Raw genomic sequence first — 22,697 nt, 5'->3', positions numbered from 1 at the left:
ATATTCAAGAATTTAATGGAGTTGGTATTAAATTCTAACTAACAAACGGAATCATTATGAATAAAGTAACAATGGCTGCTGCAAGTATCGCACTTGCGCTTGGCTTAGTAGGTTGTGGTGAAAAACAACAAGAAACTAAAGTAACCGACACTCCTGTAGTAACAGCACCCGCTGAAAAACCACTAGAGCTTGGTATTGAATTAGCTAATATGGATAGTTCAGTACGCGCACAAGACGATTTTTACTACCATGTAAATGGGCAGTGGTTAGCTAAAACTGAAATACCAGGTGATAAATCTAACTACGGTTCTTTTTCGCAGTTATATGATGAGTCGCAAAAAGCGATGAAAATAGCCCTTGAAAGTGCAGCCGGAAACAAAGCCGCTAAAAAAGGCAGTGATGAGTACAAAATTGGTGCATTTTATAAAAGCTATATGAATAAAGATGCGCGTAATGAGTTAGGTATTACGCCATTACAACCGTCATTAGATACAATTGATAGCGTTAAATCTAAAGCTGATTTAGTGGGTTTAATGGCTAAAATTCAAAAACAAGGCGGTACTTTACCGTTTGGTTGGTTTGTAAATAACGATGCTAAAAACTCAAGCGAGTATGCATTGTATTTATCTCAGTCGGGTCTTGGTTTACCTGATCGTGACTATTACTTAAAAGATGACGAAAAATTCACTAAAATTCGCGCTTCTTACGAGCAATACATCACTGATGTTTTAACAAAGTCAGGCGTTAAAAATGCAGCAGAAGCTGCTAAGAGCGTACTTGCATTTGAAAAAACACTAGCTGATGCTCAATGGAGCCGTGTGCAAAGCCGTGATGCAACTAAATCTTATAACAAGATGACAGTAGCAGATGCAAGCAAGTTGATGGGTGACCTTGATTTAGCTGCATTCTTTAAAGATGCAGGCGTGAGTGCAAGTGACATTATTGTACGTCAACCAAGCTACTTAGAAGCACTTGCTACTATTTACAAAGACACTGATTTAGCGACGTGGAAAAACTACTTAAAATTTCATTTTGTAAGTGGTTATGCAGAGCTACTTAGTGAAGATTTAGTTAACCTTAACTTTGACTTTTACAGCACAACACTTCGTGGCGTAGAAGAACAAGCACCTCTTTGGAAGCAAGCGGTTGATGCATCTAACAGTGTACTTGGTGAAATTTTAGGTAAGGTATACGTTAAAGATAACTTCCCGCCAGAAGCGAAAGCACGCATGGAAGAGCTAGTTGATAACGTAATTAAAGGTTACGGCGTTGCTATTGAAAATCTTGAGTGGATGAGCCCTGAAACAAAGCTTGCAGCGAAAGAAAAACTAGACAAATTTACGCCTAAAATTGGTTACCCAGACACGTGGAAAGATTACTCAGAGCTAGATATTAACTCAGATGAGCTAGTAGGTAATTACATTCGTTATAGCGAATGGGCATACGCAGACATGATCGCAAAATTGGGTAAACCAGTTGATCGCTCTGAGTGGCATATGACTCCGCAAACAGTAAATGCGTATTACAACCCAGTAAACAACGAAATTGTATTTCCAGCCGCTATTTTACAACCGCCATTCTTTAATTTAGAAGCGGATGATGCAGTAAACTACGGTGCAATTGGCGCAGTAATTGGGCATGAGCTTGGTCATGGTTTTGACGACCAAGGCGCTAAATACGACGGTGACGGTAACTTACGTAACTGGTGGAGCGAGACTGACCTTAAACAGTTTGAAGAACGCACAGCAGCTTTAGTTGCACAGTACAACGAATATAAACCTTTTGAAGATGCAAGTGTTAATGGTGAGCTAACGCTTGGCGAAAACATTGGTGACTTAGGTGGCTTAACGGTTGCGCATAAAGCGTATATGCTGTCTTTAGGTGACAAAAAAGCGCCAGTGATTGATGGCTACACAGGCGATCAACGTTTCTTTATGGGCTGGTCACAAATTTGGCGTCGAAACTATCGCGATGAAGAGTTACGTAATCGTTTACTAACAGACCCTCATTCACCAAGTCACTACCGTGTAATCGGTATCTTGTCGAATATGCCTGAGTTTTACAAAGCGTTTGACGTAAAAGAAGGTGATAAAATGTATATCAAACCAGAAGATCGTGTAAAAATTTGGTAATTTACTAAATAGACCGATTTAAAGTTAACAAAAAACCAGTAAGTTTTTAGCTTACTGGTTTTTTTGTATCTTGAATTTGTAAATAACCTGAACTATGGATAATAAATCTATCTCAAGCAGCTATTTTCAGCGCTAACTGCGTTGAATTTACTTGCAATAGGCCAGCTATTGACGCGTAAATTCGCCTTGTTTTCACTAAAAATCTCTGGCTAGAGAAAATAAATTTAAATATCACCATGATTCAATACGTTAATAAATCTCTTAACCAGAGTTCAGGTTAAATAAGCTTTAGCTCATCAAACACTCATGCATCCATTTTTCGTTACTGAGTATGTTTTTATAAAGCGCTAGTTGGTTTTGTGCTCGCTCTAAATTATGCTCTGCATGAGCCACTTTAAAGTACACATCGTTATTTAAGTAATCAGTTAAAAAGCGCACACTTAACATGAGCGGCATTATTTTAGCGCCTAGTAGCAGGCTTTCTTGTTCTTGTTTACTCATGCTACTTTTTAATGGCGTTACATAGCCTTTAACAATGGCTGAAAATATATCTTTTCGAATAACAACGTTGTGTAAGTTTGTTGAATCCTCGGCTTCGGGGGAGCAGAAAGTGCGTACCATGTCGCCAAAATCATAAAGCCTAAATCCTGCCATACAGGTATCTAAATCAATAACCGCCTTTGCTTTATGAGTTGTATTACAAAATAGCATATTATTTATTTTTGTATCGTTATGACACACTCTAAGCGGTATCTGCTTGGCAATGTTGCTAAGCTCGGTAATTAAATGCTGCTGCGATAAGCAATATTCTATTTCGTCAGCGCAGTGCTTTACTCTATTTACAGAGTTATTTGTGATTGCGGTATTTAATTGCTCAAAGCGCATCGCTAAGTTATGAAAATCAGGAATTACAGAGTGTAGTTGTTGTGCATCAAAATCTTGCAAGGCATGAGCAAATACGCCAAAGGCATAAGCTGCTTGCTCGCTCTGTTGCGCATTTTTAACAACGTCTTCGCTGTAACTGTTACTAATATAGTTAAGGATACGATAGTACGCGCTATCAATTTTTATTAAGCGCTCGTCGCTTTGTGTCGCTATATGTTTGATTATTTCAAGAGGGTAATTATTTTGCAGTTGTTTAGCATTTAGATGCTGCTCAATTAGTTTTGCATTACTTACTAACTGAGCAGGGTTTTTAAATACTTCAATATTAAGTTTTTGCACAATAAACTGTTTATCAATACATCTAAGTAGCCATGTACTATTTATATGGCCGCTACTAATCACACTAACTTGAGTTAACTCAGGATTTAATGCTAATTGTTCGCTTAGCTTATTTTGTATTGAGATGTTCATTGTGCTCACTTATGCCCATTTATTATGCGTATCGGGCAACTATTTTTTCGATAATTCCAGCATTCGCTTCAGGAAAATTATAATTTTCTAATTCACTAATTGCTACCCATTCACTAGGTTGCCCTTCAGCGCCATGTGCTTCACCGCTAAAGTTACTTACTATGTGTACATCTAATTTAACGCACTTATCGCCGTAGTCATGTTCAATCACCATAAGTTGGCTAGAGCTATGAATTGTTAATCCAACTTCTTCAATAAGCTCGCGTTTAAGTGCGACAAATACACTTTCACCTGCTTCTACTTTGCCACCAGGAAATTCCCATAAACCGCCTTGATGTTGTTCATCTGCGCGTTTACAAATGAATATAGCGTTATTTTTCTTAATAACGCCAACAGCTACATGTACAATTTCTATAGTCATTACTTTAAAACTCCATAAAAAAAAGCGACGCTAGCGCCGCTTTTTAATAAGCTAATGACAATATTGGGCTATTTTAATTTACCGCAACATTGTTTGAATTTTTGACCTGATTTACAAGGACAAGGGTCATTACGACCTACTTTTGGTTCTGTACGAGCCATAACTGTGGCTGTTTCAGGTGCTTCACCACCTACTTTCTCAGCTTCTTCATGTTGGTATTCACGAGGAGCACTTTCACTTTTACGGTGTTGCTCTTCTACTTTCTCAACATCTTCTTCTGCACGTACTTGTACTTTACTTAAAATACTTACAACATCTACTTTTAAGTTTTCAAGCATTTCAGAGAATAGCTCAAACGATTCACGCTTATACTCTTGCTTAGGATTCTTTTGCGCATAACCACGTAAATGAATACCTTGACGTAAGTGGTCCATAGCAGCAAGGTGATCTTTCCAATGCTGATCAAGACTTTGTAGCATAATCGCTTTTTCGAATTGACGTAAAACAGAGTCGCCAACTTGCTCTTCTTTTTGCTTGTAAGCTTGCTCAACAGATTCTTCAATACGCTCACGAAGTTTTTCTTCGTATAGTTTATTGTCATCTGCTAACCACTGAGTAATTGGTAATTCAATTAAGAAGTCTTGTTTTAAGCGTTCTTCAAGTCCATTAATATCCCACATTTCAGCAAGGCTTTGCGGTGCAATATACTGGTCAATTAGATTACTAAGAACGTCAGCACGAATTACAGTAATAGTCTCTGAAATATCGCCTTCTTCAAGTAGTTCATTACGTTGAGAGTAAACAACACGACGTTGATCGTTTGCTACATCATCGTACTCAAGTAATTGTTTACGAACATCAAAGTTGCGTGCTTCTACTTTACGCTGTGCATTTTCAATTGCACGATTTACCCATGGATGTTCAATTGCTTCGCCGCGTTGCATACCTAGTTTACGCATCATGTTAGTCATGCGCTCACCAGCAAATATACGCATTAACGAATCGTCCATCGATAAGTAAAAACGGCTTGAGCCAGCATCACCTTGACGACCAGAACGACCACGTAATTGGTTATCTATACGACGAGACTCATGACGTTCAGTACCAATGATATGTAAACCGCCGGCATCAATTACTGCATCATGGCGAATTTTCCAAGCTGCTTTAATGTCAGCAATTTGCTCAGCAGTTGGGTTTTCAAGTTTTTCAACTTCACTGTTCCAGTTACCACCTAACACGATATCGGTACCACGACCGGCCATGTTAGTTGCAATAGTTACTGTGCCTGGTAGGCCTGCATCTGAAACGATATCAGCTTCTTGCGCATGAAATTTAGCATTAAGTACGTTGTGCTTAATTTTTTCTTTACGTAAAAACTGTGATAAATACTCAGAGCTTTCAATCGAAATAGTACCTACAAGCACCGGTTGTCCACGGTCTTGGCAGTCTTTAATATCAATTAAAATAGCTTCGTATTTTTCTTCTTGCGTTAGGTAAACTAAATCAGCGCGATCATCACGAACCATCGGCTTATTAGTTGGCATAACTACAGTATCTAGACCGTAAATAGATTGAAACTCAAAAGCTTCAGTATCGGCAGTACCTGTCATACCTGCTAGCGTTTCGTATAAACGGAAGTAGTTTTGGAACGTAATAGATGCAAGTGTTTGGTTTTCGTTTTGAATATTTACACCTTCTTTAGCTTCAACAGCTTGGTGTAAACCTTCTGACCAACGACGACCTTCCATTGAACGACCAGTATGCTCATCGATAATGATTACTTCGTTTTCTTTTACTACGTAATCAACATCTTTTTGGTATAGCTTGTGAGCACGAAGGGCTGCATAAACATGGCTTAGTAGCGTAATACTTGCTGCTGAATAAAGCGAGTCGCCTTCTTCAATTAAGCCGCGTTCAGTAAGTAGCTCTTCTACTTTAATTTGACCGCGTTCTGTTAAGTGAACTTGCTTAGACTTTTCATCGATAGTGTAATCGCCGTCGCCTTCAACACCTTCTTCGTCTTCTTTTTCTTGAAGTTCAAGTAAAGGAACGATGGTATTTATTTCAGTGTATAGCTCTGAGCTATCTTCAGCTGGGCCTGAAATAATAAGCGGGGTACGTGCTTCATCTATTAGGATTGAATCCACTTCATCCACAACAGCATAAAATAATGGACGTTGTACACGTTCATCAATGCTAAATGCCATGTTGTCACGAAGGTAGTCAAAACCAAATTCGTTATTTGTACCGTAAGTAATATCAGCTGTGTATGCTAGCTTTTTCTGCTGTGGCATCATACCTGGTACGTTACAGCCTACACTCAGACCTAAGAATTCAAATAATGGACGGTTTGTTTCAGCATCACGTTTAGCAAGGTAGTCATTCACGGTAATTACGTGAACGCCTTTCCCAGTTAAGCCATTTAAGTAAGCTGGTAGGGTAGCTGTTAGTGTTTTACCTTCACCGGTACGCATTTCTGCAATGCGACCTTGATGTAAAACCATGCCGCCTAATAGCTGTACGTCGAAGTGGCGCATGCCATTTACACGATTTGACGCTTCACGTACCACAGCAAAGGCCTCTGGTAGTATGTCGTCAAGACTTTGCCCGTTATCGTAACGTTCTCTAAACTCAACTGTTTTAGCTTTTAAGTCTTCATCAGAAAGCGCTTCTAATTGCGTTTCTAGTGTATTGATTAGCGCGACCGTCTTTCTAAAGTTTTTAATAGTGCGGTCATTGCGACTACCAAAAATTTTGGTAAATAAATTAGATATCATGATAAAACCGTTACAATGTATTCTTTGCTAGCCGAGTATCGGCTAACCCATTTTTAACAATTGGCAATTAATATGTACTTTTAAGTAACACTTAGAACATATTAATTAGCAATTTTGTATTAAACTGCTTAAAAGTACTGTTTACTACGTGCGCTACTATACCAGACTCTGCCAAACAACAAACTATCTCAACAAAAAGATGTGTATTTAAAATAGAAAAATTTGATCTGGTTCGTAAAAATAACTTAATGCCTTAAATTACATTTAAATAGCCATTAACGCTAAAGATATGGTGGTAAATAAATTAAAAACAAGGGCTGTGTGCCTGCTTAAACTTTAGACTTAAACATGCACACAAAATCTCCGATTTTATAATTTAAATTGATTAACCGTTTTGTTTAGTGCAGCTGCTAAATCACTCAGGTCGCGTGCTTCATCAGCGAGTACATGAGCATGATTAGCTGTGCTATTCACTAAGCTATTAATTGCCGATAGACTCGTGTTTATATCTTCTGCTACCACTGTTTGTTGCTCTGTTGATGTTGCAATTTGATGACTTTGGTCTTGCACTTTAGTTACCGATAATGCAATGTTTTGCAGTGAAGTCAGTACTTCTTTTGTTTGCGAGACAGAGCCTTCTGTTTGTTCTTGACCTTGTAGCATCATGAGCGATGCTTGCTGGGCAATTTGTTGCAAACGCGAAATCATATTACGAATATCATCGGTTGATTCTTGTGTTCGACTCGCTAGCGAGCGTACTTCATCAGCAACCACCGCAAAGCCTCTACCATGTTCGCCAGCCCTAGCTGCTTCAATAGCTGCATTTAGCGCAAGTAAATTAGTTTGATCAGCAATGGAGTTAATTACGTCGACTAGCGCACCAATGTTATTACTTTCTTGTTCAAGCCCTGCAACGACTTTAGAGGCTTCACCGATATGAAGTGCAAGTTCAGTCATTACTTTTTGAGCTTGTGCTGAGCGGTTAGCGCCTTCAGCGGTAATAGCTTGTACTTCTTCGGCTGCGTTATTTGTATTTTGTGCATTGCGTGAAATTTCAAGCACGGTAGTCGCCATTTCAGTTACCGCAGCACTAACGCTATCTACCTGTTGTTTTTCTTGCTGAATTTCTGAGTTTGTTTGCTCTGATACCGTTTTTAATTGAGCCGCAGCGTTACTTAATTGCTCTGCTTGAGCTGCTGTTTCTAGCATCATTACGCGTAACTTATCAATAAAGGTATTCATATGATTAGCTAACTGGCCAACTTCATCTTGGCTATCAATATTAATTTTTTGTGTTAAGTCGCCTTCGCCTGATGCTATGTCGCGCATAATATTAGTAAGCGTAGTTATTGGTTTTGAAATCATTTGTGTAGCCCATAAAATCATGGCTAAAATAATGATCAAAATAACAACAACAGCTGTGGTTGTGGTTGTTACTGCTGCATTTACAGGTTCCTCAATCATGCTTGTTGGAATGAGCAAACCTACGTACCAATCTAAATAAGGTTCTTCTAGCTGTAAACGATTATAAACCACATAAAATTGCTCACCTTTTAAAGTAACTATTTGGCTACCTTTTAAGTTATTACGCATTTGTGTATTTAGGGTTTTAAAACCTGTGGTATCTGTAAATTGTTGCTCAAGCGCATCAAGCCCTTCCTTTCCATTAGGGCCTTCGTCTGTAATTGAAAGTTTATGTCCCGTCGCTTTTGAAAAATGCACAACCTTTTGATTACCGTCCAGCAAAAAACCATAACCTTTACCGTTAAATCGGATATTTTCGACCATGTCGTTAATTTTATTAAGCTGCAAATCAACTCCACCCATACCAATTAGCTTTTGTTGAGTGTTATAAACGGGTTGTTGTACTACTGCAGATGCATTTCCAGTAGTTAAATCTACAGATATAGGACCTACATAGAGCTTATTGATTTGCATTGCTTCTTGCCACCAACCTCGCTTATAAGCGTAGTAAGGTTTGCCATCGTAGTGAGTGGTGCGCTCGTTTTCTTTAAAATATTCACCAGTTGAAGCTGAGGCAAAAAATGCGGATAAAATATTGTCATCATTTGCGCTTATACGTACAAAATCTTGGTTTATTTCGCTGTAACCAGGCGCATTTTCAATTGTTTGGTCACGGGTATTCCAGTCTTCAAAAAAGTTTATTAAATGTGGATTATTAACAAAGGTTGATACCATTTTACCGTACATTGCAAAGTAACTTTGCATTGAGAGTTGCTCGGTTTGTAGGTAACTTTGTGCTTCGTTTTCTATGTTTACTCTGGAGAGGTTAGCGATGTGTTTAACAAAAAAAATGGAGGTAATAATCAGTAAAATAGTAATTGTTCCACCGATCAATAATAATATTTTCTTCCGTAATGATAAATTATTCAGCATGGGTACACATATTTTTATTATTTAGTAGATTATATCTAATCATATCTCGTTGAAAATCTCTATAAAGTTAGATAGAAAGCAATAATTATGCGTTTAAAATTAAGGTTTATACAAAAATGGAAAATAAAATTAATAAATTAGTAGTACTAGGTGCTGGTTGGTTGGGTCAGGCTTTATGTTTAAGTGCAAAGCAAGTTAGTTGGCAAGTGCAAGGTACACATAGAAGTAATGAGCACAAATACGATTTCGAACGACAGTTTTTGCTAAAAGACGAGCAATTAACGCATCAAATTGACTTACAAGATGCTTACTGGGTTTGTGCTATCCCGCCGCGTAGTCGACACAGTGAAAGCAATTATCCGGAAACACTTACCGCAGCATTAAAACTTTCAAAAACGTTAAATGCAAAAGGCTTTTTATTATGCTCATCAACAGGTGTTTACGATCAAGAGGCTGGTGTATACACCGAAAGTAACGATATTTCATGCACTAACGAGCGACAAATAAAGCTTTATGAAGCTGAAGAACAAGTGCTTTCACAAGATGGAAAAGTGCTGCGCTTAGCTGGGTTATTAGGTCCAAATAGAGAACCGGGTCGTTTTGTTGCAGGTAAAGAGCTTAATACCTCAAGCCAGCAAGTAGTAAATATGGTGCATCAACAAGATGTAATTAATGCAATTTTTGCGGTTATAAAGCACTGGCAAGTGGGGCAAAATATTTATAATGTGGTTAATCCTTCGCACCCAACAAAAGCGGATTATTATGCCGAAAAATGCGTGCAACATGGCGGTGAACTACCTCGTTTTACCAGTAATGACAAAGCTGAGCGTAAAGTTGTTGGCTCAGCTATTGAGGCGTTAGGATTTAGTTATCGGTATGGTATTTAATGTATAGAAAGCTTTAGGATTAAAGACTGTTGTGGACTAAAGACTGGTGATTAGGTCGATACTGTAGATTAGAGAATAAATTTCCTATCATAACTAAGTTATCAATTTTGCGTAAATAAACTGTTAAAATTATGGATTTTGGGTAAACTTAGTTAGTTTGTATTAATTTTATCCATAATAAATGTTTTTTAACTGATTTTTTGATAATACGAGTGGCGCTAATTTGAGTGTATTAACCGACAGTAACTTTCCTATATTTTTTAGTGGTGCGCTATTAATGGCAATGATCGCCACTTTATTTACGATCAAAAATAATAGTATTAAATTTAGCTATTTATGCACTGCGGCTATTGGTTTGGCTATTCTAAGCAGTGGTACTGCTTGGCTTGCTATTTTACTCGCTTTTGGATTTTGCTTTCATTTATGGCAGGCTTTTGAGCGTAATAACTGGAGTATGATTATAGTAAGCGCCACGGCAGGTTTGTTGTTTGTAGTGCTATTTTCTGCATTTTTATTATTACAAGTGCCTTTATTTTGGGTAATACTGGCTATTTTATTATTATCTATAGTGGGTTTTATTAATGATGATTCACCTATTACAAAGACAATAGCCGAATTTGAGCCTGGGCAAGAAACATTTATTGAAAATTCACCATTAACAGCGTTTGCTGATAGAAAAACATTACGTCAAAGATATTATATGTGGCGTGGTGACAAGCAAATAAAAGCCACTTTGGTTGTTATTCGCTTAGAGGGGTTTGATGAGGTTAATCAGCATATTGGACGCAATTTTGGTGATTTACTGTTGGCGCAATCTGCTAATAGAATTAAAAATTTATTAGAGAGTGACGAAATAGTCGATTTAGGCTCAAAGGAGAAGCTGGCACATTTGGGTGGGCTTAACTTCGCATTTATTTGTAGTCTCGAAAATCAAAAATATCTTCATGAACAATTAATAAAACAAATATTAGATGCAACGCTTAAGCCTTTTAATGTTGCTAATTGCACGTTAGAAATAAAAGCGAGAGCTAGCTATGTTGATTGCGATGAGCAAGGCGATGACTTTGATAATTTAATTTCTTACGCTTACCTTGCACTAGATAGTCATCCGCAACGTCAAATTGTTGCATACCATAAGCAAATGACAGTTGAGCAGCAAGAACAGCAAGCTCGTTTAAAAGAGCTCGCTAATATCGACTTTTCGAGTGAGTTAGAGCTATATTTTCAACCTATCATTTGTAATGAGAGCGGTCAGATTGAATTTTTAGAGTTACTTCTGCGTTGGCAGCATCCTAAGCAAGGTATTTTATCAGCAAACCGATTTATTGATGATATTAGAATTGCAGGGCTAGCTTACCCATTAGCTACGTTTGTTATAGAGCGTGCAGCAGAGCTTGCAATGGCATTGAGAATGGAAGGTATTGCAATACCACTTAGTATTAACGTATTCGGTCCTGAAATGCTTAATGAAGAGTTTGTTGAGTTTGTTGATAAAGTGACAAGTAATCATCATTTAGAGGCAGGAGATTTAATTGTCGAATGTCCATTACATGTTTTTACCAGCTTAGATAATAAGGGTAGGGCAATGATTGCTCGCCTTAATAATATAGGCTTAAAAGTATGTGTAGATGGTTTAGGTGATAATCCCGTATTACTATCTAAGTTATCGAGTTTAGCCGTAGAGTATATTAAAGTGGCGCCGTCATTAACGGCTGATTTTAGCAATCAAAATAATATACGTAGTTTAGTAGGTGGTATGGTCGAAATGCATAACCAGTTAAAAACAAAAGTGATTTTTGAAGGTGTAGAAACGCTTGAGCAGCTTAAATTTGTTAAAAGCTTAAATGGATACGCGGCACAAGGTTATTACTATGGTCACCCACTGAGTAGTATAGGTTTAATGAGCTGGTTAAAAGAGTGGCGACTAGCTCAGAATTAAATATTATATTTACTTTGAAGATAACTATTTACGAGTGCACTAATTACTTGCCCGCAATGATCTATTCCACTATCTAATCCATTGGGATGTTGGCTTGGTGCTGCTTCGCTTAAGTGTAAATATTTAGATTGGCACTTTTTAGCGGCTAAATACACAAAATGCTCAGTGTCACTTACGCTAAAACCACTGCATATGTACGTACTTGCTGGCATATAAGCAATACTGCTTACATCAACTTCGACACCTAATGGGGCTTCATTAAAGCCGCTAAGTGCACTATTAATAGCTTGGGTGAGCGTTACTTCTCGTTTAATGTGTATTGACTGATAGCTTGTAAATTTAAAGTCTGCTTTAGCCATTTCATTAATAACAGCTTGATTGTTTTTTAGCTCGTGCAAGCCAATAACATGATAGTTATTTAAGTATTGTTCGTTGTAAGCATAACGAAAGCTATTGTCACTATGACGACCTTCAGGTTCTCTAAACCCAGCATGAGGACTAAAATTTATAGCATTGATAGGCGTGTTTTTATATTTGCTTAATGCACGGATAATACCTAGAGAGTTGTTATGTCCGCCGCCAATAATAATTGGTTCGAGTCCTGCTTTAAATATAAGGTTTAAAACGCTCTCTACGCGCTCATCAATGTATTGGCATAACTCTCTTAGTTTAGTAAGCTGAGATGGTTGCTGATTATCAAGTTGATTGCTTTGAAGCATTAAATTATCAACGTCAACTTCGCCAAGTAATAATACTTTTTGAGTGTTGATAAATTGGTTATGAGGTTGATTTAAAAACTGCTGTAAAAAAGCTGGCCATGCTTGGGTAGCACCACCATTACCTAAATTAGCTTTAGGACCTATATCCTCGCAAATACCAAGCAATACATAGCGAATACCAAACTGTGCGGCATCAATAAGTGCTTGTTGTACATTTACTTGCGTATCAAGCAAGGCCATTGACTGCCAAGCCTTAGTTTCGTTTTCGCGGCTAGAGCAAAGAGCTTTAACCGCGCTTTCGTCATATACTTTTAAGTGGGTGGTCACGTTAGACTTCTACGATTTCCAATTCCAATTCTTCAGCTGATAAAACGATGCCTGTGCTGTCAGCATAAATAAAGTCATCATCAAAAAACGACACACCAGCAAAGTTAACGCCAATAGCATCTTCGCCTGCACCTTCACTATCAGCCGCAACAGGAATAGAAGCTATTGCTTGGATACCTAAATCAAGTTCTTCAAGCTCATCAACATGACGTACCGCACCGTAAACAACAATGCCATTCCAGTTGTTTTCGCAAGCGAGTTCAGCTAATTCAATATCGATAAGTGCGCGGCGAGTAGAGCCACCCCCATCAATAAGAAGCACTAAGTCTGTACCATCTTGAGAAAGTAATTCGCGGATCAGTTCATTATTTTCAAAACATTTAACCGTTTTAATGCGACCACCAAAACTGTGTCGACCACCAAAGTTGATGAACATAGGTTCTAGCACGTCAACCACATCAGCAAAGTGGTCACATAAATCAGAAGTGCTGTAATCCATTATTTTACCCTCAAAAGATACATTAATTTATACCTCAGTATACCCTCCTTATATTCAATAACAACGACTTAATCGCAGTAAATTTAAGCAAAACAAGGGCTAAAACAATAATAGCAATAATAGTGTCTCAAAAGCGTCACTCAATTGTTATTTACGACATCTAAGCTAAATAAGTGTTCATATATTATGCAGCAAGGAGTAAGTGATGGATGACAATAGTATGTTAAAAAGAGTCGCTCAAATGGATGAACAGCTCTTTTTAATTTTGTTTAATTACAACTCACCTAAATGGGTTAAAACAATAGCACTTGGATTATCGAAAAGTGGCGATGGCGGTTTGTACTTATTTACTTGCGCTACTATTTGGTGGCTAGGTACAAACGAGTACCATCAGTTGTTACCCATGACTGTGCTGCTTGGATTTGTTATAGAAAGACCTATTTATTTATTAGCTAAAAATCGTTTTGCTCGTATTCGCCCATGTGATTGCTTGGTAACTAATGCTTATATAATACCAAGTGATAAGTTTAGTTTACCATCGGGTCACAGTGCTGCTGCATTTTTAGTTGCGATAATAATAAGCCATTTTTTCCCTGAATATACTTGGTTATTACTTGGCTGGGCTTGTGGTGTTGCTGTTTCTCGGGTTGTATTAGGAGTGCATTTTCCGGCTGATATTATTATTGGCGCCATTATCGGTAGCTCGTGTGGCTTACTTGCTTTAGCGCTGGTGATCCCCGTATGAAAATATTATACGGTATTCAAGGGACAGGAAATGGGCATATAACACGTGCGCGTGTAATGGCTAATTGCTTTAAAAAACTAGGTGTTGATGTTGATTATGTTTTTTCAGGTCGTGCTGAACAAGATTACTTTGATATGCAAGAGTTTGCTCAATACAGGCGTTTTCGCGGGTTATCTTTTAATACTACAAACGGTCAAGTTAACAATCTACAAACACTTAAAAATGCCCGTATATGTAAGTTGATAACAGATATAAAATCACTTAACGTAAAGCCGTATGACTTTGTACTAAATGATTTTGAGCCTATTTCTGCATGGGCAGCAAAGCGCGCTGGTGTTCCGGTTGTTGGCATTAGTCATCAGGCTGCATTTTTGTCAAATAGCGTACCTATGTTTAGCAAAGGCATTTTACGAAAATCGTTTATTAAATATTACGCCCCTGCGAATATATATCTAGGGGTACATTGGCAACCATTTGCAGATAATATTATTCCACCTTTTATTGCCAATCATCAACATGAAAACCCCGTTGCGGTAATAAACAAAGTATTAGTCTATTTACCATTTGAAAACCTAGACAGTATTATTGATTACTTAAAAGATTTTCCCGAAAAAGAATTTTACTGTTATCACCCAAATGCGCAAAACCAGTCAATAAGACATATTCATTTACGCTCGCCTTCGCGGGCTAGTTTTTTAAATGATTTATCTAATACAAGCGGTGTTATTGGTAATGCTGGGTTTGAACTTGCTAGTGAGGCGTTAAAGCTAGGTAAAAAATTATTGTTAAAGCCACTTAATGGACAGTTTGAGCAAGCAGCTAATGCACAGACGTTACTCGCTATGAGGATGGCGCATGTAATGAATTACCTAAACCCTCAAGCATTGGACGATTGGAATAGTGCACCACAAAATAAAAAAATTAATTACCCGAGTGATCCTACACCTTTAATTAGATGGCTTGTAAAAAAACAATGGGGTGATACGCAATCACTCCATAAAGGGTTGTGGGGGAGCGTAAACCTATAATGAAAGGGAGGCAGTGAATATAATGCATTAATTTTAAGCTGTGATTTACCAACTTAAAGTGCAATAAAACTTACGAGTAGTTTAAAGTTAAGGAACAAATTTTATTGGCACACTATCTTTATTATTTTTGTGCTCATTCACACGTTTTAAGTACTCATCCCACAATGTATCTTGTTGTTCTTGTAGTTTAGCAAAATACTGCCAGCTGAATAATCCGCTGTTATGCCCATCATCAAAGTCTAAACGAAGAGCATAGTGACCTACGGGCTCTATGTTTTTAATTTCGACGGATTGCTTGTTAAGCACCAACTTCATTGGGCCTGACCCATGTCCTTGCACTTCAGCAGAGGGTGAGTGAACGCGCAAAAATTCACACGTAAATACAGACTTGGTGTCATCGTCAAAGTAAACATCTAAGTTTTTACTTACGCTGTGGTAATGTACTTTTGTTACGTGTTTCATTTTTTATCTCATTAAAAAGCCCCCATAACGGAGGCTTTCAGTATAACTGTTTGTAACGTCAATTAAAGAATAAAGCGGCTTAAGTCTTCATCTTCAACAAGTGCACCTAGGTGTTTTTCAACGTAAGCTGCGTCAATTACAACCGATGAACCTGCTTTCTCTGATGCATCGTATGAAATTTCTTCCATTAACTTTTCCATCACAGTATGCAGACGACGAGCACCGATGTTTTCGGTTTTTTCATTAACTTGCCATGCTGCTTTAGCAATTCGTTCGATTGCATCTTCACTAAACTCAATATCAACTTGCTCTGTTTTAAGGAGCTCACGTTGCTGCTCTGTAAGCGAGGCATGTGGTTCAGTTAAAATGCGTTTAAAGTCATCAGCCGTTAGTGCTTCAAGCTCTACTCTAATTGGTAAACGGCCTTGCAGCTCAGGGATCATGTCTGATGGCTTAGCCATTTGAAAAGCGCCAGAAGCAATAAATAGCATGTGGTCTGTTTTAACCATGCCATGCTTAGTATTTACAGTTGAGCCTTCAATTAGTGGTAATAAATCGCGCTGAACACCTTCACGACTAACATCTGGACCTGAAGAATCGGCGCGCTTACAAATTTTGTCTATTTCATCAATAAACACAATACCGTTTTGTTCTACTGCAAAAATTGCCTGCTCTTTTAGCTCTTCTGGATTAACAAGCTTAGCTGCTTCTTCTTCCGTTAATAGCTTAAAAGCTTCTTTAATTTTAAGTTTACGCTTAGTACGTTTATCGCCGCCCATGTTCTGAAACATGCTTTGTAGCTGGTTGGTCATATCTTCCATACCAGGAGGCGCCATAATTTCTACATTTGGCTGGACTTGCGCTAAGTCAATTTCAATTTCTTTATCATCTAATTGACCTTCACGTAGCTTTTTACGAAACGCTTGGCGAGTTGAAGAATTATCATCAACTTGATTTTCGCCATATTGGTCTTTAGCAGGTGGCAACAGAGTATCTAAAATACGCTCTTCTGCAGCTTCTTCAGCGCGATGTTTAAACTTTTTAGTTTGTTGCTCACGCGTCATTTTTATTGAAACTTCCACTAAATCGCGGATTATTGTTTCAACTTCCTTACCAACATAACCAATTTCAGTGAACTTGGTTGCTTCGACTTTAATAAATGGTGCGTTAGCTAATTTAGCTAAACGGCGTGCAATTTCAGTTTTACCAACACCGGTTGGACCAATCATTAGAATATTTTTTGGGGTTACTTCGCCACGCAAATCATCATTTAGTTGCATGCGGCGCCAGCGGTTACGAAGTGCAATAGCAACAGCTTTTTTTGCATTAGCTTGACCAATAATGTGTTGGTCTAACTCGTGAACAATTTCTCTTGGGGTCATAGCAGACATAGCGGTTCCTATTATAATTCTTCGATAGTTTGGAAGTCGTTAGTGAATACGCAGATATTGCCTGCAATAGTGAGACTTTTTTCTACAATTTCGCGGGCACTTAAATCAGTGTTTTCTAATAAGGCCGTTGCTGCAGATTGGGCAAAGTTACCACCACTACCAATAGCAATTAGGTCATTCTCTGGTTGAACTACATCGCCATTACCGGTAATGATAAGGGATGCTGTTTCATCAGCTACAGCAAGGAGGGCTTCGAGTTTTCGAAGTGCTCGGTCGCTTCGCCAATCTTTTGCCATTTCAACGGCTGCTTTGGTGAGGTTACCTTGGTGCATTTCTAATTTGCTTTCAAAGCGTTCGAAAAGCGTAAAGGCATCAGCAGTACCGCCAGCAAATCCTGCGATTACTTTGCCATTATAAAGACGTCGAACTTTGCGGGCATTACCCTTCATTACGGTATTACCAAGTGAAACTTGGCCGTCACCGCCGATTACAACTTTGTCGCCGCGGCGTACACTTACGATAGTGGTCATGTTATTCCTCATCAGCGAGTTGCAGAGGCAACTCGTAAAAAACGATTATGATGAGGTTATATGGGTGAATGCTTTATTTTCAAGTCCAGCCCCAAATTCCACAGCCGACAATTCTTACTCGCTTGAGTTTATTTTTGTCACTTTCGGCATGGCGTTTGGTTTTATATGGACCTAGGCGAACTTTGTACCATTTACCATTGGTACCTGAGGCTTCTTTAATTTCAGAAATTAACCCAGCGAACGCAATTTTTGCTTTTAGCGATTCGGCTTGTTCGTGTGTTCTAAACGAACCACACTGCATGACATAAGGACCTTTTTGCTCAAGTTTTTTTACTTCAACTTGAATTTCATGGTTTCTGATTTCTTCAATAAACTCTGGTGTACGAGGTACTACAACTTTTACCGGAGGAACTGGGTTCGCTTGTTTTTCAACGAGTTTAGGATCGGCGTTACTTTTAATAAACCATAATCCATAGACAAATCCGCTTACCAATAAAATAGCTATAACCACTAAAATAATAGGAAATGGTTTTTTAGCGGGCGTTTGCTTATTATTTTTTCTGCTTGCTGGTTTTTTGTTTATGTAATCGTGCTGTGCCATAGCTTTATTTTGGCCTTAACCTAAATCATGTCTATAGGGTCTACATCTAGGCTCCAGCGAACTTTTTGTGCAAGTTTACTCGAACTTAAATAATCAACCATTTGCGCAAGGTACTGATGTAATATGCGGCGATCTTGCGCTTGAATATGTAATTGAAAACGATACATGCCTGCAACTTTTTCAAGTGGAGCAGGGATCGGACCGAGCAATTGTATACCAGATACCCCATTCACAGGAACCAAATCCGTCAAAAAATCGACGACTTGCTTAATACTATGTCCCTGAGCGCGAACTATTGCCATATTTGTGATGGGTGGTAGGTCGGCGTCATCGCGTTCACTTAGTGCAAAACGAGCAAAGTCTTGATAACCATTATTAACTAAATCTTGTAAAAGTGGGTGCTCGGGGAAATGGGTTTGTAGCAGCACTTGCCCAGGTTCGCCGGAACGTCCGGCGCGACCAGCTACTTGCGTAACAAGTTGTGCTAAATGCTCTGTCGCTCTAAAATCACATGAATATAAGCCGCTGTCTACGTCTAAAATAAGCACTAGGCTTACATCTGCAAAGTGATGTCCTTTAGCTAGCATTTGTGTGCCTACTAAAATACGCGCACCACCTAAATTTATTTCGTCGAGCGCTTTTTCAAGGCTGCCTTTACGGCGGGTTGAGTCACGGTCAATACGAGTAATAGGCGTATCGGGAAATTCGGTAGTTAAAAATTCTTCTATTTGCTCTGTGCCTTTACCATTAGGGAATATTTGTGTACTTCCACAATCAGGGCATTGATGAGGAACATGATATTGATCGCCACAGTGGTGACAGATCATTTGACCAATTGCCTTATGAAAAGTTGCGCTGGTACTGCAGCGTTTACATTCACTCAACCAACCACATTCATGACAAATAAGTGTTGGCGAAAACCCACGACGATTTAAAAACACCATTACTTGTTTGCCACGATTTAAATGCTGACGCATAGTTGCAAGGCTTGCATGAGCAATACCTGCTTGGTCGGGTTGTCCTTTCATATCGAGCAATTTAAATTGGTTATCGGTCGCTGTTTGAGCGCGCTCAGTTAGGCTTAATAATTGGTATTTATTATTTATAGCTTTATGGAGTGTTTCGAGCGCTGGTGTTGCGCTACCTAATATAAGTGGAATTTTATGTTGGTAGGCGCGATACGCTGCTAAATCGCGAGCGTGGTAACGCAATGTATCTTGTTGTTTAAATGAAGAGTCGTGCTCTTCATCCACTACAATCATGCCGAGCTTTAAAAATGGTAGAAAAATACTCGAACGTGTGCCAATCACTACTGCACAACTGCCTTTCTCGCAAAAACGCCATGTTTGTAACCGCTCGTTGTCGGTAAGGGCTGAGTGCCAAAGCATGATTGGCGTATCAGGAAAGCGGCGGCGAAAACGGTTAACTGTTTGTGGCGTTAAGCCTATTTCGGGTACTAATACGAGAGCTTGTTCGCCGCGTTTTAATACCTCTTCAAGGCATTGCAAATAAACTTCGGTTTTACCGCTCCCTGTAACACCTTCTAATAAAAAGCTGCTAAAACCTGTACTTTGATTTATTGCAGTACAGGCTACCGCTTGCTCTTTATTAAGTGTTGGCTTGCTACCAACAGTAGGAGCGACGCTTTGCCATTGGTTATCGTGTTCAATAGTTTGTGTTATTAGGTCTTTATCGATAAGGCTATCAATCGTTTTTTTACTAAATCCTAAAGCTTTTAGCTCAGTTAATGACGATTTACCCGATTGCGATAATTGCTTTAATAAGTTGAGCTGCGTTTTTGCTTTTAACGAAGGTACTTTGGCGCCTTTTTCTGTAAGTGCGACCATGTTAATACTGGTTTTATCTGGCGACTCACCTTGGCGTAATGCACTTGGTAATGCTATGTGGATAGTTTCACCTAGCGGATAACAGTAATAACGGGCAGTAAAACTAAGTAGTTCTATATGCTGCGATGATAAAATAGGGGTATCGTCAATAACTTCAAAAATACTTTTAATTTTGTTTTCAGGTACTTCAGTCGTGTTTTTGAGTGCCAGTACTACAGCAACTTTACGTTGATTACCAAAAGGCACTAAAACGCGCATACCAGGTTTTAAGTCTGAGGCAATATTAGTGAGTTGCTCGTCTATTTTATAATCAAAGGTGCGTGGTAGTGGAACCTTTATTGCAACTTCAACAAAACGCATAACAACTCTACCTATAAAATTAATGCTGTAATGTACTAAAAATATAGCTAAAAACCTACAAGCAAATTGTAGTCGCTTTAGTATTTGATTACTTTTTTAGCAAAAAATATAATTAAAACTTGTGTGCGGGGTTGTTGTTGGATAAAATCCGGCTCCAACAATTTGTTTTAACGACGTATGGTACCAAACTACGGGTTTGGAGAGCGATGCGGCCTTAACTAGAGGTTTCTATGAAAGAAGGTATTCACCCTAAGTACGAAGTAATTTCAGCAACATGTTCATGCGGAAATGAATTCGAAACAAGCTCTACTTTATGTAAAAACATTCACTTAGACGTATGTTCTGCGTGTCACCCGTTTTACACTGGTAAGCAAAAAGTTTTAGACACTGGCGGACGTGTTGATCGTTTCAACAAGCGTTTCGGTGCACTTGGTAGCAAGAAGTAATTATTGCTGTCTAGTTGAGAAAAGCACCTTAGGGTGCTTTTTTTATACCTATAATTTGTCTCATTTATTTATTTTTTTATTTTAATTATCCCCTTTCTTCTTCGTGTCACTATTTTCTGCTTTTATTATGAGTATGCATAAACCTCTGCAGACAAACTGCATAATTGTCTCTATATTTTTAATTATCTAATTTTAACTACGTTGTTAAATGCAGCTAACATGAAGATAAATGTTTTAAAAGTAACGATTTAAGTCATTTAATATGGTTTATATTAAAGTCTCAACTGCGCGCTACATCAAAAATCACAACACGCTAAAAGTGCTTTTAAAACTATATTTTAGATGAATTTTTGCTCATGAAATGTTGCTGTGTTTTAGCTGTTTTTTAAAAAAACCTCTTAAAATCAATGCATCTAGCAGATAACAGGATAGATCTGATATTACTTGGAATTTAAAAATAATAAGGGTATCGTAACCCAGACAACACCTCTCACTTTAACTTAAATTGCAGGATACAATCGCGTTATGTCAGACTTTCGTGAACAAGCACTACATTATCATTCTCATCCCGTTCCAGGCAAAATCAGCATTGAACTAACTAAGCCAGCTGAAACGGTTCAAGACTTAGCGTTAGCATATAGTCCAGGGGTTGCCGAACCTGTGCGTGAAATTGCCGCTGATCCTGCAAATGCTTACAAATATACCGGTAAAGGCAATATGGTTGCGGTAATTACCAATGGCACTGCCATTTTAGGGTTAGGTAATTTAGGTCCTCTTGCATCTAAGCCGGTAATGGAAGGTAAAGCTTTATTATTTAAACGTTTTGCGGGTCTAGATTCAATCGATATTGAAGTTAAGCACAAAACAACAGAAGATTTTATTAACACGGTTGCTAATATTGCCGACACATTCGGTGGTATTAACCTTGAAGATATTAAGGCGCCAGAGTGTTTTGAAATTGAAAAAGCACTCATTGAGCGCTGTAGTATTCCTGTTTTTCATGATGATCAACATGGCACTGCAATCGTTACCGCTGCGGGTATGTTAAATGCACTCGAAGTACAAGAAAAATCAATCGAAGATGCTACTATTGTATGCTTAGGTGCTGGTGCTGCGGCCGTTGCATGTATGGAGCTATTAATAAAGTGTGGCGCACTGCGTGAACACATTTACATGCTGGACCGCAAAGGAGTTATCCATACTCGCCGTGAAGATCTAAATGAGTATAAAAAATTATTTGCTAATAATACTGATAAACGCACATTACAAGATGTAATTGCAGATGCAGATGTATTCGTTGGTGTATCAGGTCCTAATTTATTAGGAGCTGAAGATTTAAAGCTTATGGCAGATAAGCCGGTTGTGTTTGCGTGCTCAAACCCTGATCCTGAAATTGATCCTGCACTTGCACACAGCGCACGCAATGATTTAATTATGGCGACAGGGCGTTCTGATTATCCAAATCAGGTTAATAATGTTTTGTGTTTCCCGTTTATTTTTCGTGGTGCGCTTGATGTACGCGCAAGTGCTATTAACGATGAAATGAAAATAGCAGCAGTAGAAGCTATTCGCAGCATTGCAAAAGAGCCTGTACCTGTTGAAGTGCTAAAAGCCGCTGGTGTAGATAAGCTAGAATTTGGTGCGCAGTATATTATTCCAAAACCAATGGACCCACGTTTATTACCACGCATAGCAAGAGCGGTTGCTCTTGCTGCTGTTGAATCTGGTGTAGCGCAAATTGAGTTGCCAGAAAACTATATGCAGTAAACCTATACAGTAGCGTTACACAGTAAAATTTAGTCATAAAAAAACCTCAGTAATTACTGAGGTTTT

The 22,697-nt window shown here is 38.4% G+C and carries 18 protein-coding genes; 7 read left to right on the top strand and 11 right to left on the bottom strand.

Annotated elements, in window-relative coordinates:
• Positions 1 to 56: 56 nt before the first annotated feature.
• Complete coding sequence (locus tag GQR56_RS05765; RefSeq protein WP_166109449.1) at positions 57 to 2,132, top strand: M13 family metallopeptidase; 2,076 nt, start codon at positions 57 to 59, stop codon at positions 2,130 to 2,132.
• Positions 2,133 to 2,420: 288 nt separating this feature from the next.
• Here GQR56_RS05765 and GQR56_RS05760 read toward each other — a convergent pair whose 3' ends face one another.
• From GQR56_RS05760 to GQR56_RS05745, 4 genes are all read right to left on the bottom strand, one after another.
• The gene (locus GQR56_RS05760) at positions 2,421 to 3,488 is read right to left on the bottom strand and encodes a phosphotransferase (RefSeq protein ID WP_024611865.1); all 1,068 of its coding nucleotides are present in this window, start codon (positions 3,486 to 3,488) and stop codon (positions 2,421 to 2,423) included.
• 22 nt (positions 3,489 to 3,510) lie between these two features.
• On the bottom strand, positions 3,511 to 3,909 hold the full coding sequence (mutT, locus tag GQR56_RS05755) for an 8-oxo-dGTP diphosphatase MutT (RefSeq protein WP_024611864.1): 399 nt from the start codon (positions 3,907 to 3,909) through the stop codon (positions 3,511 to 3,513).
• A gap of 68 nt (positions 3,910 to 3,977) precedes the next feature.
• Positions 3,978 to 6,686: a preprotein translocase subunit SecA gene (gene secA, locus GQR56_RS05750; RefSeq protein ID WP_166109447.1), complete on the bottom strand. Its 2,709-nt coding sequence runs from the start codon at positions 6,684 to 6,686 to the stop codon at positions 3,978 to 3,980.
• A 369-nt stretch (positions 6,687 to 7,055) separates the two neighbouring features.
• Complete coding sequence (locus GQR56_RS05745) at positions 7,056 to 9,083, bottom strand: methyl-accepting chemotaxis protein (protein ID WP_166109445.1); 2,028 nt, start codon at positions 9,081 to 9,083, stop codon at positions 7,056 to 7,058.
• 116 nt (positions 9,084 to 9,199) lie between these two features.
• On the opposite strand from GQR56_RS05745, the gene GQR56_RS05740 reads away from it, so the two are divergent.
• Both GQR56_RS05740 and GQR56_RS05735 read left to right on the top strand, forming a co-directional pair.
• Positions 9,200 to 9,970 (top strand): NADP-binding protein, encoded by a 771-nt coding sequence (locus GQR56_RS05740; RefSeq protein ID WP_166109443.1) that lies wholly within the window; start codon positions 9,200 to 9,202, stop codon positions 9,968 to 9,970.
• A 277-nt stretch (positions 9,971 to 10,247) separates the two neighbouring features.
• On the top strand, positions 10,248 to 11,909 hold the full coding sequence (locus GQR56_RS05735) for a GGDEF domain-containing phosphodiesterase (protein ID WP_024611861.1): 1,662 nt from the start codon (positions 10,248 to 10,250) through the stop codon (positions 11,907 to 11,909).
• On the opposite strand, the gene GQR56_RS05730 is transcribed toward GQR56_RS05735, so the two are convergent.
• On the bottom strand, positions 11,906 to 12,955 hold the full coding sequence (locus GQR56_RS05730) for a formimidoylglutamase (protein ID WP_166109441.1): 1,050 nt from the start codon (positions 12,953 to 12,955) through the stop codon (positions 11,906 to 11,908). The two genes, GQR56_RS05735 and GQR56_RS05730, sit on opposite strands and share 4 nt — an antisense overlap.
• A gap of 1 nt (position 12,956) precedes the next feature.
• A complete protein-coding gene (gene rraA / locus GQR56_RS05725) occupies positions 12,957 to 13,454 on the bottom strand; it encodes a ribonuclease E activity regulator RraA (protein ID WP_166109439.1) in 498 nt (165 codons plus the stop codon).
• Between the two features lie 205 nt (positions 13,455 to 13,659).
• Between rraA and GQR56_RS05720 the strand changes: the two genes are divergently transcribed.
• Both GQR56_RS05720 and GQR56_RS05715 read left to right on the top strand, forming a co-directional pair.
• Positions 13,660 to 14,199, top strand: coding sequence for a phosphatase PAP2 family protein (locus GQR56_RS05720; RefSeq protein WP_166109437.1), 540 nt, complete (start codon positions 13,660 to 13,662; stop codon positions 14,197 to 14,199).
• Positions 14,196 to 15,227, top strand: a complete 1,032-nt coding sequence (locus GQR56_RS05715; protein WP_166109436.1) for an MJ1255/VC2487 family glycosyltransferase — start codon at positions 14,196 to 14,198, stop codon at positions 15,225 to 15,227. The genes GQR56_RS05720 and GQR56_RS05715 overlap by 4 nt, the downstream gene beginning before the upstream one ends.
• Positions 15,228 to 15,314: 87 nt before the next feature.
• Here GQR56_RS05715 and GQR56_RS05710 read toward each other — a convergent pair whose 3' ends face one another.
• From GQR56_RS05710 to priA, 5 genes are all read right to left on the bottom strand, one after another.
• On the bottom strand, positions 15,315 to 15,689 hold the full coding sequence (locus tag GQR56_RS05710) for a gamma-butyrobetaine hydroxylase-like domain-containing protein (RefSeq protein ID WP_024611856.1): 375 nt from the start codon (positions 15,687 to 15,689) through the stop codon (positions 15,315 to 15,317).
• Between the two features lie 62 nt (positions 15,690 to 15,751).
• Positions 15,752 to 17,080, bottom strand: a complete 1,329-nt coding sequence (gene hslU / locus GQR56_RS05705; protein WP_024611855.1) for an HslU--HslV peptidase ATPase subunit — start codon at positions 17,078 to 17,080, stop codon at positions 15,752 to 15,754.
• A gap of 11 nt (positions 17,081 to 17,091) precedes the next feature.
• Positions 17,092 to 17,610 (bottom strand): ATP-dependent protease subunit HslV, encoded by a 519-nt coding sequence (hslV, locus tag GQR56_RS05700; RefSeq protein WP_008169919.1) that lies wholly within the window; start codon positions 17,608 to 17,610, stop codon positions 17,092 to 17,094.
• A 79-nt stretch (positions 17,611 to 17,689) separates the two neighbouring features.
• Entirely contained in the window at positions 17,690 to 18,211 is a 522-nt protein-coding gene (locus GQR56_RS05695) for an SPOR domain-containing protein (protein ID WP_024611854.1), read from the bottom strand.
• 20 nt (positions 18,212 to 18,231) lie between these two features.
• Positions 18,232 to 20,418, bottom strand: a complete 2,187-nt coding sequence (gene priA, locus GQR56_RS05690; RefSeq protein ID WP_166109434.1) for a primosomal protein N' — start codon at positions 20,416 to 20,418, stop codon at positions 18,232 to 18,234.
• Between the two features lie 230 nt (positions 20,419 to 20,648).
• Here priA and rpmE point away from each other — a divergent pair, with 230 nt between their 5' ends.
• Together rpmE and GQR56_RS05680 are read left to right on the top strand one after the other, a co-directional pair.
• Entirely contained in the window at positions 20,649 to 20,864 is a 216-nt protein-coding gene (gene rpmE, locus GQR56_RS05685; RefSeq protein ID WP_007377245.1) for a 50S ribosomal protein L31, read from the top strand.
• Positions 20,865 to 21,389: 525 nt separating this feature from the next.
• Positions 21,390 to 22,631: a malic enzyme-like NAD(P)-binding protein gene (locus GQR56_RS05680; protein ID WP_024611852.1), complete on the top strand. Its 1,242-nt coding sequence runs from the start codon at positions 21,390 to 21,392 to the stop codon at positions 22,629 to 22,631.
• The last annotated feature ends 66 nt before the right edge of the window (positions 22,632 to 22,697 follow it).

The organism is Pseudoalteromonas sp. Z9A5, from assembly GCF_011378875.1.
Classification (GTDB): Bacteria; Pseudomonadota; Gammaproteobacteria; order Enterobacterales; family Alteromonadaceae; genus Pseudoalteromonas.
Note: the sequence above shows the minus strand (reverse complement) of the source record. Positions and strands in the feature narration are given on the sequence as shown.

Coding starts and splice junctions, on each gene's coding strand:
- GQR56_RS05765 (WP_166109449.1), top strand. CDS start 57: ATGAATAAAGTAACAATGGCTGCTGCAAGTATCGCACTTGCGCTTGGC.
- GQR56_RS05760 (WP_024611865.1), bottom strand. CDS start 3,488: ATGAACATCTCAATACAAAATAAGCTAAGCGAACAATTAGCATTAAAT.
- mutT (WP_024611864.1), bottom strand. CDS start 3,909: ATGACTATAGAAATTGTACATGTAGCTGTTGGCGTTATTAAGAAAAAT.
- secA (WP_166109447.1), bottom strand. CDS start 6,686: ATGATATCTAATTTATTTACCAAAATTTTTGGTAGTCGCAATGACCGC.
- GQR56_RS05745 (WP_166109445.1), bottom strand. CDS start 9,083: ATGCTGAATAATTTATCATTACGGAAGAAAATATTATTATTGATCGGT.
- GQR56_RS05740 (WP_166109443.1), top strand. CDS start 9,200: ATGGAAAATAAAATTAATAAATTAGTAGTACTAGGTGCTGGTTGGTTG.
- GQR56_RS05735 (WP_024611861.1), top strand. CDS start 10,248: ATGGCAATGATCGCCACTTTATTTACGATCAAAAATAATAGTATTAAA.
- rraA (WP_166109439.1), bottom strand. CDS start 13,454: ATGGATTACAGCACTTCTGATTTATGTGACCACTTTGCTGATGTGGTT.
- GQR56_RS05720 (WP_166109437.1), top strand. CDS start 13,660: ATGGATGACAATAGTATGTTAAAAAGAGTCGCTCAAATGGATGAACAG.
- GQR56_RS05715 (WP_166109436.1), top strand. CDS start 14,196: ATGAAAATATTATACGGTATTCAAGGGACAGGAAATGGGCATATAACA.
- GQR56_RS05710 (WP_024611856.1), bottom strand. CDS start 15,689: ATGAAACACGTAACAAAAGTACATTACCACAGCGTAAGTAAAAACTTA.
- hslU (WP_024611855.1), bottom strand. CDS start 17,080: ATGTCTGCTATGACCCCAAGAGAAATTGTTCACGAGTTAGACCAACAC.
- hslV (WP_008169919.1), bottom strand. CDS start 17,610: ATGACCACTATCGTAAGTGTACGCCGCGGCGACAAAGTTGTAATCGGC.
- GQR56_RS05695 (WP_024611854.1), bottom strand. CDS start 18,211: ATGGCACAGCACGATTACATAAACAAAAAACCAGCAAGCAGAAAAAAT.
- priA (WP_166109434.1), bottom strand. CDS start 20,418: ATGCGTTTTGTTGAAGTTGCAATAAAGGTTCCACTACCACGCACCTTT.
- rpmE (WP_007377245.1), top strand. CDS start 20,649: ATGAAAGAAGGTATTCACCCTAAGTACGAAGTAATTTCAGCAACATGT.
- GQR56_RS05680 (WP_024611852.1), top strand. CDS start 21,390: ATGTCAGACTTTCGTGAACAAGCACTACATTATCATTCTCATCCCGTT.